The sequence below is a fragment of the Pseudomonas pudica genome, from assembly GCF_015680405.1.
Classification (GTDB): domain Bacteria; phylum Pseudomonadota; class Gammaproteobacteria; order Pseudomonadales; family Pseudomonadaceae; genus Aquipseudomonas; species Aquipseudomonas pudica.
The window spans coordinates 41,388-55,677 of sequence record NZ_JADLJS010000009.1 but is presented as its reverse complement, the minus strand read 5'-3'; the positions used below and the strand labels follow the sequence as shown (position 1 = coordinate 55,677).

The 14,290-nt window shown below is 62.8% G+C and carries 12 protein-coding genes and 1 pseudogene; 10 read left to right on the top strand and 3 right to left on the bottom strand.

Annotated elements, in window-relative coordinates; translation table 11 throughout:
- The first annotated feature begins 43 nt into the window (after positions 1-43).
- The 9 genes and pseudogenes from IRZ77_RS09475 to dapA all read left to right on the top strand — a co-directional run bounded on the left by IRZ77_RS09475 (position 44) and on the right by dapA (position 8,749).
- Positions 44-931, top strand: a complete 888-nt coding sequence (locus tag IRZ77_RS09475; protein WP_135002071.1) for a 5-oxoprolinase subunit B family protein — start codon at positions 44-46, stop codon at positions 929-931.
- Positions 928-1,899: a 5-oxoprolinase subunit C family protein gene (locus tag IRZ77_RS09470; protein ID WP_046613930.1), complete on the top strand. Its 972-nt coding sequence runs from the start codon at positions 928-930 to the stop codon at positions 1,897-1,899. Before IRZ77_RS09475 ends, IRZ77_RS09470 begins: the two co-directional genes overlap by 4 nt.
- 220 nt (positions 1,900-2,119) lie before the next feature.
- On the top strand, positions 2,120-2,992 hold the full coding sequence (icmH, locus tag IRZ77_RS09465; protein WP_196173385.1) for a type IVB secretion system protein IcmH/DotU: 873 nt from the start codon (positions 2,120-2,122) through the stop codon (positions 2,990-2,992).
- 14 nt (positions 2,993-3,006) lie between these two features.
- Positions 3,007-5,085, top strand: a complete 2,079-nt coding sequence (locus tag IRZ77_RS09460) for a type VI secretion system Vgr family protein (protein WP_196173384.1) — start codon at positions 3,007-3,009, stop codon at positions 5,083-5,085.
- On the top strand, positions 5,085-6,008 hold the full coding sequence (locus tag IRZ77_RS09455; protein WP_108480497.1) for a hypothetical protein: 924 nt from the start codon (positions 5,085-5,087) through the stop codon (positions 6,006-6,008). Before IRZ77_RS09460 ends, IRZ77_RS09455 begins: the two co-directional genes overlap by 1 nt.
- A pseudogene (locus IRZ77_RS09450) lies at positions 6,005-6,298 on the top strand (toxin VasX); the annotation flags it as partial. The gene IRZ77_RS09455 and the pseudogene IRZ77_RS09450, both read left to right, overlap by 4 nt.
- Positions 6,299-6,422: 124 nt before the next feature.
- Positions 6,423-7,241 (top strand): DUF6708 domain-containing protein, encoded by an 819-nt coding sequence (locus IRZ77_RS26925; protein WP_230386316.1) that lies wholly within the window; start codon positions 6,423-6,425, stop codon positions 7,239-7,241.
- Positions 7,238-7,495: a PAAR domain-containing protein gene (locus tag IRZ77_RS09440; RefSeq protein WP_196173383.1), complete on the top strand. Its 258-nt coding sequence runs from the start codon at positions 7,238-7,240 to the stop codon at positions 7,493-7,495. The genes IRZ77_RS26925 and IRZ77_RS09440 overlap by 4 nt, the downstream gene beginning before the upstream one ends.
- Before the next feature lie 387 nt (positions 7,496-7,882).
- Complete coding sequence (gene dapA, locus IRZ77_RS09435; RefSeq protein WP_108479772.1) at positions 7,883-8,749, top strand: 4-hydroxy-tetrahydrodipicolinate synthase; 867 nt, start codon at positions 7,883-7,885, stop codon at positions 8,747-8,749.
- Between the two features lie 201 nt (positions 8,750-8,950).
- Here the strand turns inward: dapA and IRZ77_RS09430 are convergent, their stop codons facing one another.
- A complete protein-coding gene (locus tag IRZ77_RS09430; protein WP_196173382.1) occupies positions 8,951-10,627 on the bottom strand; it encodes a M24 family metallopeptidase in 1,677 nt (558 codons plus the stop codon).
- Positions 10,628-10,705: 78 nt separating this feature from the next.
- On the opposite strand from IRZ77_RS09430, the gene pdxR reads away from it, so the two are divergent.
- Positions 10,706-12,205, top strand: coding sequence for a MocR-like pyridoxine biosynthesis transcription factor PdxR (pdxR, locus tag IRZ77_RS09425; RefSeq protein ID WP_196173380.1), 1,500 nt, complete (start codon positions 10,706-10,708; stop codon positions 12,203-12,205).
- A 275-nt stretch (positions 12,206-12,480) separates the two neighbouring features.
- Here the strand turns inward: pdxR and IRZ77_RS09420 are convergent, their stop codons facing one another.
- Both IRZ77_RS09420 and IRZ77_RS09415 read right to left on the bottom strand, forming a co-directional pair.
- Positions 12,481-13,725 (bottom strand): DUF1835 domain-containing protein, encoded by a 1,245-nt coding sequence (locus tag IRZ77_RS09420; protein WP_196173378.1) that lies wholly within the window; start codon positions 13,723-13,725, stop codon positions 12,481-12,483.
- 189 nt (positions 13,726-13,914) lie between these two features.
- Positions 13,915-14,247 (bottom strand): tetratricopeptide repeat protein, encoded by a 333-nt coding sequence (locus IRZ77_RS09415; RefSeq protein ID WP_230386317.1) that lies wholly within the window; start codon positions 14,245-14,247, stop codon positions 13,915-13,917.
- Positions 14,248-14,290: the final 43 nt, after the last annotated feature.

Below are 14,290 nucleotides of genomic sequence, written 5' to 3'. Positions count from 1 at the left end.
TTTCGCCTGCCTTTCTATAAAGATTCCAAGAAAAGGAACAGTCATGGCCGAACCGCTCGCTACAACCCCTATCCGCTATAGCTTTGGCGCCGACGAGCACCTGTTTGCCGAAGTCAGCGAGAGCATGTCGCTGCAGGCCTTTTTCAAGGGCATGGCCGTCACCCGCGCGGTGGAGCGGCTGGCCCTGGACGGGGTGCTGGATGTGTGCCTGGCCAACGCCTCGTTCCAGATCCGCTTCGACCCGGACCGTATCGCGCCGCAGGCGCTGCTGGAGGCGGTGCGCGGTGCCGAAGCGCAGGCGGTGGCCGAGCGCTCGTTGCAGACGCGGATCATCGAGATTCCAGTGCTGTACAACGACCCCTGGACCCATGAAACGCTGATGCGTTTTCGTGACCGCCATCAGGACCCGGGCAGCACCGACCTGGAGTACGCCGCGCGGATCAACGGCCTGACCGATGTCGAGGCGTTCATTGCCGCGCACAGCGGCGCGCCGTGGTTCGTGTCGATGGTCGGGTTCGTTGCCGGCCTGCCGTTCATGTTCCAGATGGTCGAGCGCGAGCGGCAACTGCAGGTGCCCAAGTACCTGCGCCCACGTACGGACACCCCCAAGCTCACCCTTGGCCATGGTGGCTGTTTCGGTTGCATCTATTCGGTGCGCGGGGCAGGCGGCTACCAGATGTTCGGCGTCACCCCGGCACCGATCTACGACCCGCAGCAGACACTGAACTACCTGAAGGAGCACATGGTGTTCTTCCGCCCGGGAGACATCGTGCAGTTCAAGCCAATCGACCGCCGCACCTACGACCAGGCGGTGGCGGATGTCGAGGAAGGCCGCTTCGACCTGCGCATTCGCCCGGTGGAATTCTCCCTGGATGCGTTCCTCGCCGACCCGGTCGGCTATCCACGGACCCTGCAGGAGGTGCTGGCATGATCAAGGTACTCAAACCCGGCCTGGCTACTTCGGTGCAGGACCTGGGCCGTGAAGGCTACTACCACCTGGGCATCCCGCCGTCCGGCGCCCTCGACCAGTACGCCCTGAGGGCGGCCAACCACCTGGTGGGCAACCCGGCCGGCGCCGCCGGCCTCGAATGTGCCCTGGTGGGGCCGGAGCTGGAGTTCCAGCAGGATACGCTGGTGGCGGTTTGCGGTGCGCAGATGCCGGCCTTGCTCGATGGCCGTGAGCAACGCCCGGATACGGCGTTTGCCGTACGTGCCGGGCAGGTGTTGCGTTTCGGCTTCCCTACCGCAGGTGCCCGGGCCTACCTGGCGGTGGCCGGCGGTATCGATGTACCCGAGGTGCTCGGCAGCCGTTCCACCTATGCGTTGGGTGCATTGGGTGGCTTGCATGGGCGCAAGCTGATGGCGGGTGACCTGTTGCCGGTCGGCGTACCCAGCGGCAAGACCCGTGCCGGCGCGAGCCTGCCCATGGCCCTGCGCCAGGCCTTGGGCGGCGAGGTGGTGCTACGGGTGGTGCCGGGGCTGTATTTTCACCGCCTGACCAAGGCTGCCGCGCAAAGCTTTTTCACCGAAGCCTGGACGGTAGGCTCCGAGGCCGACCGTATCGGCTATCGCTACAAGGGCGGCAGTGCCCTGAGCTTCCAGCCACGTGAGCAGCCGTTCGGGGCCGGCTCGGACCCGTCGAACATCGTCGACAGCTGCTACCCGATCGGTTCGATCCAGGTACCCGCGGGGTTGGAGCCGATCATCCTGCACCGTGACGCGGTGTCGGGTGGCGGCTACGCCATGATCGGCACGGTAATCAGTGCCGACCTGGACCTGATCGGGCAGATGCAGCCCAACCAGCAGGCGCGGTTCCTGGAAGTCAGTCTGGAGGACGCACTGGAAGCCCGGCGCTCCTACAAGAAGAAGCTGGGCTTTCTGGCCAGGTTGTTTGGCTGATTGATCTTTTGCAGCGCTGCGCCACCCACGCAAAGGCTGGCGCGGTCGTTGCGCGGGCGGCCTTGTATCGCGAAAGGGCCCCAGATACCGGCATCACAGCGTTCAGACAAGCCAAAAGGAGACAATTCCTACAGCGTTTTGGGACGCCCCACGCTCCTCGAAGAATTGATTCCCCGATAGTGTTCATGTCTTCAGCCTACTGGAAGACAAGGACCTCTTCATGCCCGGCCCATCTGCTGTTCATCCTGGAAAATTCCAGGCCGCCAACGCTGCCCATGACGTAACCGAAAGCAGCCTGCATGCCATGCTCGATGTCCCGGCGGGCTCCGATTCACTCTATCTGCCCGGTCAAGGCAGGCGCGCAGATCACGAGGGTTATCCGGCCGACCCGGGCTTCCAGCTACGCGGCGGCTTCGCCAACCTGATGCTCGACGCGGCCAACCCGCTGTTCGGCCTGGTCATTCGACTGCGTACGCTGGATGACCTGCCCAACATCGAACAGGTGCACAAGGCCCTGCAGACCCAGGTCAGCGCCATCCGCGAGGAAATACAGCAGCACGGTTATTCCGCCGTGCACCTGGAAGTCTATTCCTATGCCTTGTGCCTTTATCTGGACGAGGCCGTGATGAGCCGCCCCTGGGGGAACAATTCGTGCTGGAGCCACGAACCGCTGCTCAGCATCTTCCACGACGAAACCCAGGGCGGCGAGAAGATCTTCGTGTTGCTGGAGCGGTTGATGCAGTCGCCCGAGGAGTTCCAGGATGTGCTGGAGTTCCTGTACTTCTGCTTCTGTCTGGGCCTGAAGGGCAAGTACGCCCTGGACCCGAAGTGCGATGAAATCATCAATGCCCTGATTTCGCGCATGCACAAGGTCATTCGTGAACTGCGCGGCCCCACGCCGGAATTCCCGGGCGATCCCTATACCAACGTGGTCCACCGTCCCTACCGCATGCGGCGCCGGGAATGGCCCTGGTGGAGCCCGTTGGTGATCTCCGCCATCGCCATGGTCTGCGCCTACTGCTTCTACAGCTACCGCCTGAACTTGATCACCGCCGAGGTGCTGGAATCGCTCAACGGCATCTTGCAGCAGTAGCGGGAGGGATACGCATGCCTAGCCAATCCGACTTGCGCTTCACCTTCCAGCCGCTGGCTGGCCAGATTGACTTCGAGGTGGTTTCGTTCGAACTCGACGAAATGATCAGCTCACCGTTTCAGCTGAAACTGGAATTGATCAGTTTTGAAGACGAGGTCGACTTCGGCCAGTTGCTCGACAAACCGGTGCTGTTCACGATCTGGCGCGGTGAGCGCCCCCTGCGCTATGTGCACGGCCTGGTCAGCAGCTTCAGCCAGGGTGAGACAGGGTTCTGTCGCACCCGTTACCGCGCCTTGGTCGAGCCCGTGCTGGCCCGTGCCGGCTTGCGTTCGAACTGGCGCATCTTCCAGCACAAGACCGTGCCGCAGATCCTTGAATTGATGCTCAAGCGCCAGGGCATTGCCCGTTTCGAAATCAAGAGCATGGGCGAGCATCAGGTGCGCGAGTTCTGCGTACAGGCCGGTGAAACGGACCTCGACTTCATCGCCCGCCTGGCGGGTGAAGAGGGTTTTGTCTATCGCTTCGAACACACGCCGAAACACCACCAGCTGGTCATCACCGACCGACTTCTGGCACTGGGGCAGATCAGCCGAAGCGCGCTCAAGGCCGACGACGCAGATGAAGACTTCTTCGACGAAGACGACATCGGCCCCGATCAGGTGCTGTACCGCGCCAACAGCGGTGGCGACCAGGCCAGGCCTTGCCTGCGCCGCCTGCGCTACAGCGAGCAGGTGCGCACCGCACGCCAGGTGCAGCGGGACTACACCTTCACCAACCCGCAGTACCGGCAGGAACATCGCGCAGGTGACAGTAGCATCACCCATCAGTCCCGGGACTATGAGCGCTTCGACTACCCCGGCCGCTACAAGCGCGATGCGGTCGGAGTGCCCTTCACCGCCACCCGCCTGACGGGCCTGCGCCATGACGCCCGTATTGCCGAAGTCGAGGGTGACGATGTACGGCTGCAACCAGGCCTGAGCTTCACCCTTGTCGAACACCCGCGCAACGACCTCAACGCCCATTGGCGCGTGATGCGCGTGCATCACCAGGGCAGCCAGTTCACCAGCCTGCAAGAAGAAGCTGCCGAAGCTGCACAAGGAACGCGCTATTCGCAGGAAGCCGTGCTGGTGCCTGGCCGGATCGAATGGCGTCCGGCACCATTGCCCAAGCCACGCATCGACGGCCCGCACATGGCCACGGTCGTCGGGCCACCCGGGGAAGAGATCTACTGCGACGAGTGGGGCCGGGTCAAGGTGAGCTTCCCCTGGGACCGGGAGAGCGAGAACAACGAGTTCAGCTCCTGCTGGGTGCGCGTGTCGCAAGGTTGGGCAGGCGGCAGCTGGGGGGCGATGGCCATCCCGCGCATCGGCCAGGATGTGATCATCCAGTACGTCAACGCCGACCCCGACCAGCCGATGATCACCGGGCGTACCTATTGCGGCGACCAGCTGCCGCCCTACGACCTGCCCGAACACAAGACCCGTATGACCATCAAGAGCCAGACCCACAAGGGCGATGGTTTCAACGAGTTGCGTTTCGAGGACGAGCTTGGCAAGGAAGAAGTGTTCATCCATGCCCAGCGGGACCAGAACAATGTAGTCGGCAATGATGAGACCACGCGGGTGGGACGTAATCGTGTCGAGCAGGTCGGCAATGATGAGCACTTGAACATCGGCCATGACTTCCGCCAGGAAACCGGGGGTGACCATACCCAGCTCATTGGGCAAACCTGCAACGTAGACATCAAGCATGACTTTATCGAGAAAGTAGGCAACGACCGTAGCGAATCAACAGGGGCCAATCACCAGGCCGTTGTCGGAAAGGATGCCGAGCTTGTCGTCAAAGGTGCGCAAAAGGTCACCGTCGGGCAGGGCATTGAGCAACATACGACGATCTATCAGCTGCGCGCCAGTGAGCGCATCGAGTTCAGAACTGCGGGCGGCAGCATTGTGCTGGATGAGCAGGGCATCACCATCAACGGGCTCAAGCTCGACCTGCTAGGGCAAACCAGCGCGGCTGCGTCCGGGGCTGGAAACAGCCAGCCACTCTCGCTTGTGCCTGATACCAGCAAAAAGTGCGAGGCCAAGGTCTGATGCGCACTGACAACCTGGCCAGGCTCATCGAAAGCCATCATGGGGCGCACCTGTACTGCCATGTGCTGATAGACCCGCTTGCGACTGCTCACAATGGCGACCACGCCGTGCTTGCCCAGTTGCGCAATGCCCTGGGTGAGCATGCATTGACCCGTGTGCACCGGGACGACCTGGCCCATGCCCCTCAACTGCATCCCGTACTGGCCTGCCTGGCTTCGCCCGGCACGGTCCCCAGTCGCTGCCTGCTGGAACTCACGGCCCGAGCAGCGCAAAAGGCGTTGCTTCAGCAACGGCGTTACCTGTGTGGCTGGCTGTTCAGTGAGGCGCCTTCGGTCGCTGTCGCGTCCCATCTCACGGCCTTGTGTCGGCTACCCGATTCCCATCGGGAGTTTGGCTGCTACCCGGTCTACGAACCCGTCCGTCTGGAGTTGCTCGCAGCGGTGTTCGAGCGGCTCGAACAAGGCCCATGGTGGCCGATCAGTGACTGGTTGTTCCTGAGTAGCGGGGGGCGGTTGGCAAGCCTGAAAGGGCAGGGCGGGCAGCGACACCCTTTGCCGGCACCTGCGCGGCGAATTCAGGATGACGTGGGGCTGATCGAGCGTGTGCTGGCTATCTGGCGAGTGTTGCGGGCGGGTTCGCGCCGCGTCAATCAGTGCCAGATCCCACCTTTTGCAGCGGTGCGCGCTTCGAACCATATCGATGATGCACGCCGGTTGGGCTTGAGCGAGACGGAGGACATCGTGGCTTTCGCTCTCCATCACCTGTGCATTCACCCAAGGCTGCATACCGTACCTGTGGTCGGCGAAATGATCGACGCAGCGGCCAGAGGCCAGGCGCCTCTCGCCGCGTTGCTTGCCCGCTACTCCGAGGCGCAATGGCGCCACCTGATCGAATGCCTGCCGAAATCCGAGAGTCGCTCATGACCATCAGTCAACGTATCGCCCTCGCGATCGCCGAAGCCGGGCTCCCGCACGACCAGTGCATGTCCTGCGAGCGCCAGGGCCTGCCGATCCTGCCGCTGCGCCGCGCCCTGGTGCCGGATACCCGCCCCGAGTGTGTTTTCACCGTCGCGGATAACCGGCATATCTCGACAATGATCGGCTTGCGCACCTTGCGTATGGGCTACCTGTATGTCCTGCTCGACCAGCAGGTCTGGCATGCCTATGCCGTCAGCGAGCAGGGCCACCTGCGCCGCTTCAACCCTTACGAGCCGCCTCGGACGGTAATGACCGGTCCCAATTGGCTATCTCAGGCCTTATAGAACTCATGCCGACAATTGGAGCGCACTCCATTGTCGCAGCAACATTGCTGGTGATGTACATGTAACCGGAGGGCAAATGACGACGCATGAGCCAAGAGTGCTAATGAGACGTGCGCCAGCCTGGCGCTACGATCTACCGAGCGCCCACGAAGCACCCACATCTCTCTTGAATTTGAACGATATTAATCCGCCGCCAAACCATGCTGATGATGTATACATGGAGTTGCCTCGATCTACAGTCCGTCTACGAGGTGTATTGGCCTTGCTTGGCATTCCGACGCTGCTGTTCTTGTTTTTTGTAGCTGGACAAGTGTATTGGGGGCTCATTGATTACAGTCAGGCCTTCGATTGGATTATGAAGCTAATCTTGATACTCGGGCCTCTAATCTGCGTATGGGTCGTCTTTTCATTTGTCCGGCTAGACTTGGCACTTCCACGAGACGAACCAATACGTTTTAATCGCTTGCGTCGAAAGATCTATGTTTATCAATTCAGATGCAGCTACCTCTTCCTGTTCAGCCGCAAACACTGGGGCGTCAAACCTGTCGCCTACAATTGGGACGACGTAACCGCCGAAGTCTACCGAGTCTACGCCCCCGGCTACGGTGGGCTGATCGAAAACGTCATGCTGTCGGTTCGCAACCCGGACACCGACGAAGTCATCGACCGCGTGTTATTCACCCACGACCTCTACCACGGAGAAGCCTACTGGGCTATCGCCCGGCTATTCATGCAGCAAGGCCCCGAAGCCCTGCCGAAATTCGTGCACCCACCCCGCGACTGGAACGATGACGATGGCCTCAGCCACATGCACTGCCTGGCGCCGAAGGTTGATTGGCCTCAGGAAATGGACCGTGAATCGCGTACTGGGCCATCAGAAGGAGAAGCTCAATGAACCCTGTCGTACTTGTAGGTCATCGACATGTCTGCCCGCTACATGGCACCAACCAGGTAGAAAGCGGCAGTGCCACGTACACCTTCAATGGCAGGGCGGTTGCCAGGGTGGGGGATCGGACCACGTGCGGCGCCGTGATCGAAAGTGGGGCTGAGCATTTCCTGATCGAAGGCGCGGCCGTGGCGCGTAAAGGTGACAGGACGGATCACGGGGGGGGGCTGGACGAGGGCGATGCCGGGTGGCTGCTGGATTGATCAAATGCCTCTTGTGCAAGATCGGACCTGCAGGGTACGTGCACCGCTTGTGAATTCACTTCCCTGGGCAAAAGCGCAGCCCAATGGGTTGGCGATCTCGGTGTTGACACCGGGTACGCCGCGCCACCATTATCCAGCCATATCCACGCAACGGGCTTGCCGGCATGTCCATTTCCAACCACGCCATTTTCGCTTCGGGCTTCATCGCCCAGGCAGGCGCGTGCGTTGCCGTTGCCAAGAAATCCAAGAAACAGCCGCTCATCTGACCGAGGCGCGCTGTCTCGTCAGGTGGGCTGACGAGACAGAAGGCGCCAGGTATCCCTGCCAGACCACTTCGACTCTTCGCCCTGCTGACGCTGACTTTCGGTCAACATCAGGAGTTTTTGCATGTCGAATTTCCGTGGTATCTGGATCGCCCTCGTCACACCAATGCGCGCCAATGAAATCGACTTCGCCGCCCTGGAAAAGCTGGTGAAGAAGCTGCTCGAAGATGGTGTGGCCGGTTTTGTGGTATGCGGTACCACGGGCGAGGCTGCGGCGCTGTCCAAGGCCGAGCAACTGGCCATGCTGGATGCCGTGCTGGCCTGGGTGGAGCCGGGCAGGGTGGTGATGGGCCTGTCGGGCTACAACCTGCGCGAGCTGTTGGCCTTCCAGGCTGAAATCCAGCGGCGCGACATTGGCGGGCTGCTGGTCCCTGCACCGTGCTACATCCGGCCTTCGCAGGCCGGCATCGAGGCGTTCTTCAGCACCGTGGCGGATGCCGCCAGCGTGCCGGTGATCGTCTACGACATCCCCTACCGCACCGGGGTACGCATCGAGCGTGAAACCCTGCGCCGCATCGTGCGCCACCCGCGCATCGCGGCGGTGAAGGACTGCAGCGGCGACAGCGAGACCACCATGGCCCTGATCCAGGACGGCCACGCCCAGGTGCTGGCCGGTGAGGACGCGCAGATCTTCAACAACCTGTGCCTGGGTGGTGCAGGGGCCATTTCGGCTTCGGCGCATGTACGCGCCGCCCTGTACGTGCGCATGCTGCAGCAGGTCGACCATGGCGACTGGTTAGCCGCGCGCGGCACGTTCTACCAGTTGCTGCCGTGGATGAAGATGGCCTTTGCCGAGCCGAACCCGGCTGTGGTCAAGGCGGCCTTGCAGCTACAGGGGCTGATGAGCGACGAACTGCGCGAGCCCATGCAGCCGTGCACCGAGATGACCCGGGGCAAGCTGCAAGGCGTGCTGGATTCGCTCGGTGCTTGAGATAGAAGGGCATATGACTCATTGAATCAGCAGGGCCCCTGTGGGAGCGGCTTTAGCCGCGAACACCGGCGCAGCCGGTGCCATGCAGCGCGTTGAATTCTTCGCGGCTAAAGCCGCTCCCACAGGGTATGCGGATCGCTTGCGAATTCCGTTCTCTACTCGACAGCGCAGCCCAAAGGGCTAGCCAGGGCCTTGCTGAATCTATGAGAGCGGCCTGGCCTCGCCAATCAGGATGTCTTCGAAAAACGCTCCGACCGGCTCGCTAGGGTGGCACAGCTGGATCTCCAGCACCCACACCACTTCGCTCGGGACGATTTCCACCTCGGCCAGTTTGTCCTGCCCATACAGCACGTGCGGGAAGTCGGCGATGCGATGCCCGGCCAGATTGCGCTCCAGCTGCCAGCCTTTTGCCTGGGCACTGCGCTCGGCGAAGTCGTACAGCTCGCGCCCGGTCAGGCCATGGCCCCAGGCCTGGCGGGTTTCGTCGAACACTTCATGCAGTGCCTTGACGCAGGCGTGGTGCAGCTCGTGTTGGCCGAACACGAAGGTGTCGCCATAGTCGCCCTCATAGCCATCCCATACCGGGCCGACATCGACCACGACGATATCCGTGTTACGTAATACACGTTGCGGATCAATGCCTTGGCGTGGCGTGCGCACGGTGTCGTCGCCAAAGCGGATGTAGGTCGGGTGCCAGGTGTGCGATGCGCCCATCGCCTGCAAGGTTTGCGCGGCCATCTCCAGCGCCTGGGCGGTGGTCATGCCGACTTTCAGCTGGCTGGCGATAGCCGTCACGGCCCGTACCGACTGCTCGCGGGCAGCGAGCATGCCGTCCAGCGAGTAGCGCGGGCCGACTTTTTCCAGCTCCGGGTGCAATGGGCTGGCTGTTGACGCCTCGGGCGCCTGTGCGCCGCTGGCAACGAAAGCCTCCGCGACAAAACGATGGGGCTGCAGGCCTGCTGCTAGGCACTGCTCGCGAACCTGGCTGATCATCGTGACATTGCCGCAGGCATAGACCTGGGTGTCGGCCCAGCGATGGGCCTGGGCCAGCGCCACCTGCTGCACGCGCGCCTGGTCCGACAGCACCGGGTGCCAGCGAAAGTGAGCGTGTGCACGGCTGGCCTTCTCGAGAAACTCACGGTCATAGAAGTCGGCGTCCGATCTGCCGCCCCAGTACAACGTGACCTCGGCATCACCTGCCAGGGCGGTCAGCAGCAATGGCTTGATGCCGGCGTAACCTGTGCCAGTGGCGAACAGCACCAGGGGCCGCTGGTCCTCGTGCTGCCAGGTGCAGGCGCCCACCGGCCCTTCAAGTTTCAAGGTGTCACCTGCTTGCAGGGTTGGCAGCAGGCGTTCGGTAAACAGGCCGCCGCTTACCTTGCGGATGTGAAACACCAGTTGCCCTTGGTCCTGGGCAGGGAGGTTGGCTATGGAAAAACAGCGGCTATCACCGTTGTCGAGCCGAAAGCGTACGTACTGGCCAGCCCTTGCCGCCAACGGCTGTGCAGGCTGCAGCACCAGTTCGATGATATCGGCGCTCAGTTCGCGTTTGCCATGAACCTGCGCGTGGATTTCCAGCGCCTGGGTTTCCAGGGACCAGCCGGGGATCTCCAGGCGCATGTCGCTGCAGGCATGGCTCTGGCACAGCAACATTTCGTCGGCGGCGAGGGGGTAGCAGGGCGCGGGCATGTCTGCCGTCCGCTGCTTGTGCCGATACTGCCCTGCCACCACCTTGACCTTGCAAGACCCGCAGGCGCCGCGGCGGCAGGAGAAGGGCACCGGCAGGCCGCTGGCGAGCATGGCATCGAGCAGCAGCTCCTGGCTGGCGTCGAAGGTTTTGCCCGAGGGCGACAATTCAATCACGTGGCGGTTCTGCATGGGCACCTCGGGGCAAGTGGAGGTTCGATTGTTGCTATAGTCCAGGACCAGTAGAACCTCCAGTTTCGGTTAATTCACATGGTCCAGCTTCGCAAATGGCAGCCACTGCTCAAGCTCGACGGGGCGCAGCCGCAGGCTTCGTACAGGCAGATCGTCGAGGGTCTGGTAGCCGCGATCTCCGAGGGCCGCCTGCGCCCCGGCACGCCGTTGCCCGGCACGCGGGAAATGGCGCAACTGCTGAACGTCAACCGCAAGACGGTGATCCTCGCCTACGAGGAAGCCGAGACCAAAGGCTGGCTGGAAAGCGTGCAGCGCCGTGGCACCTTCGTCAGTCGGCAGCTGGCGGCTGGTACGCTGGCCGAGCCCGATGCAGCGCAGCCCTTTGCCCTGGTGCTACAGGAGGAGCCTGCCGTTGCCTACTTCGCGGCCAACGAACAGGCTGCCGCGCAGCAGAATCGGCCGGGTGCGCTGTTCTTCGACAACGGCGCCTGTGACCACCGCCTGCTGCCGCAGACCGTTCTGCACCGTTATTACCGTAATGCCTTGCGCAACAGCTTTGCCGCCAACACCGTGCGCCATGGCAGCGCGTGCAGCAGCCACTCCCTGCGCAGCGCCTTGGCCGACATGCTGCGGAACAATCGCAGCCTGAACGTTGGCGCCGAGCATATCTGCCTGACCCAGGGCGTGCAGATGTCGCTGTACCTGGTGGCCAGCGTGCTGCTCAAGCCCGGTGACGTTGTGCTGGTCGAACGCCTGAGCTATCCGCCCGCGTGGGAGATCTTCCGCCAGCTGGGCGCCCGGCTGGTGACTGTGGAGCTGGATGACGAGGGCTGCCGGGTCGAGCAGATCGATGCACTTTGCCGGCTGCACCAGGTGCGCATGCTGTACATCACTCCCCATCACCAGTTCCCGACCACGGTCAGCCTGCCTGCCGGGCGCCGGCAGCAGTTGCTGGAGCTGGCGCGGCAGCACGCCTTTTGCGTGGTCGAGGAAGACTACGACCATGAGTACCACTTCGCCGGTCGGCCTTACCTGCCGTTGGCCAGCGACCGTCAGCAGCGGCACGTGATCTACATTGGCTCATTGTCCAAGTCCCTGGGCAGTACGTTCCGTTGCAGTTTCATCGTGGCGCCGGCGGAGGTGGCCGCGGCGCTCGAACGCAGGGCGACGCTGACCCTGGGGCAGGGCGATGCGGTGATGCAGCAGATGCTGGCGGACTTGATCAATGATGGCGAGCTGAAGAAGCACTTGCGTCGGGTTAACCGGGAGTATCGCCGACGTCGAGATACCCTGTTGGCTTGCTTGCGCGATGCCTTTGGCGAGCAGGTAACCGTGCGCGAGCCGGAAGGTGGGCTGGCGCTGTGGGTGAGGTTTGCTGACGGAATCGATGTGGATCAGTTGGTTGGCAAGGCGTTGGAGTTGGATCTGGTGGTACGCAGTGGTCGGCAGTTTTCGCCGTTTGGTCATGCCGAAAATGCCTTGCGCCTTGGTTTCGCCTCGCTGGACATGGATGAAATCCGGCTGGCTACACAACGTTTGGCGCAAGCGGCGAAGGCAATTGCAACATCGGTCCCGTAGGCGCGACGGTGTTGCTCAAGCTCTGAAAGCTAGATCGCCCAGCCCTTTGGGCTGCACTGTCGAGTAAAGAACTGAATTCGCAAGCGGTCCGCGTACCCTGTGGGAGCGGCTTCAGCCGCGAAGAATCCAACGCGCTGCATGGCACCGGCTGCGCCGTTGTTCGCGGCTAAAGCCGCTCCCACAGGATCCCTGCTAATGCAATGAGTGATGGGCAGTTCCATGAGAGCTGACTTGCCGGTGCCATCCACCGCTTTACCTGATCAGGCTCGAGCGGGCTATTTGCGCTGCCATACTTCGCCCTGTTCGCTGACCACCCAGGGCTTGTCCGCGGCATTGATAAGCACTCCACCCACCCATCGCTGCGCAGGGTTGTGGTCAAGCCAATGCGCCTGCCCCGCGAGCAGCTGCTCGGCAAGAGCGGTCAGCCGCAACGGCCGTTGTGCCCAAGACTCGCCCGGGCCTTCCAGCAGCAGCGGGTGCGGTGCATGGATCAGGGGCTGCAGCAAAACATGGAACATCATGTCGCCCAGGTAAGGCAGGGGTTCATCCTGCATCATCAACTGGGCAAACACACGTCCGGCCGGCAGCTCGCCGCGTGACTCCAGAACGCGTAATAGCAGGCGCTCGGTGAGGCTCAAACCGTCGTTCGCCCCCGGCAGCTCCTGAAGTTGCCGCGCAAGGGCCCGGCCCAGCAACGGCAAGGCGGCATGCTGGATGTCCGCCAGGGCAGCCCAGGCCCTTGGGTCAGGCGCGGTATAGGCCGCCCATGTCTGCCGGGCCAGGGCCAGCACGTCCTCACCCAGCGCGCGACGTTGTGGCCATAGCCAGGCGAGCAGGTCCGGGGCCAGCTGGCCGATACCGATGAAGCGCTCGACGCCAGGTACTTGGGTGATTTCGATCAGCTCCAAGCGGCGCGGCAGGCTGGGCAGGCTGGCGAGTACGCGGATCAGGAACAGCTGGTCGTAAGCGTCACCCTCGCACCACAGCACGATCTTGCTGTCGCTGTTCAACCCGGCCAGGGCGGTGCGTTGCGCCGCTAGGCGTTGCTCGACGTCCTGGATGCTCAGGTTGAACGCCTGCTGTATGTAAGCGGCCCGAACCTGCCAATACTGTTCCTCGGGCAGTGCGCAGACGGGCCCCATGACCATGGGGTCGTCGAACATCTGGAACGCACCGGCAAAACCGGCCGTGCGCAAGCTTTGGGCGATGTCGTTGCCGCAGCGCCAATGCTGCACGGCTGCTTCGTCATCGGCGGTGAAGCCAGGGTGGCGTGCCGCGAAAGCGACGGCATCGGCATGGGCCTTGAGCTTGGGCCAGCTGGCAAAGCCGGCCTGGCGGGCCACCAGCCATTGGGTATCGGCAAGCCGGTAGTCAGGGCCGGACAGGCCGAGCGCGCGCAGCTGCTCGCGGGTGTCGTCGGCCTCGTCGTTTTTCAGGGCGGTGAGCAAGCGTTTGGCACGTTTGCGCAAGGCGGGCAGGTCGAGCAGGCCGTGGTGGCGGGATGCATTGATGGCGGGCATGCCAACTCCTCTGGGGCTCGGTCCGCCGACAAACCGGGAGCTGGTATGGAAATATGATGACGCATGGCTCGGGAAACCCCTTGGCGCGGACCGCAGGCGCAGCCAGCGCCCTGGCGCCGACTTTACCGGGTAATGCGCGTGGGTGCAAAGCAGGTCGATGGTGGGCTGACGCGCAGCGTCTGATCACCGTCAGTGTGCAGCCGTCGGCAGCATGCCGGAGCCTTGGGCCTTGTGCGCGGCTTCTATCAACTGCAGGTTGCGGCTGCGCAGGGCGTGATTGTTGCCCACCCGCAGGTTGGAGCGCAGCGCCAGCGTTTCGGCCTGTTCATACTGCCCTTGCTGCAGGCGCAAAACGCCAAGGTAGTGCAGCGTTGCCGGGTTGTTCGGCTGAATGTGCAGCGCGCGCTCCAGGGTGGCCGCCGCCTTGTCCAGTTGGCCGTCGGCATACTGTTGCGAGGCGGTTTCGATCAGCACGGTCGAGGCATTGTTGCTGCGTGCGGGCGCGTAGCGTTCACCAGCCAATGCGCCCTGTGCCGTGATTGTGCTGAATAACAGGAGCAAGGTC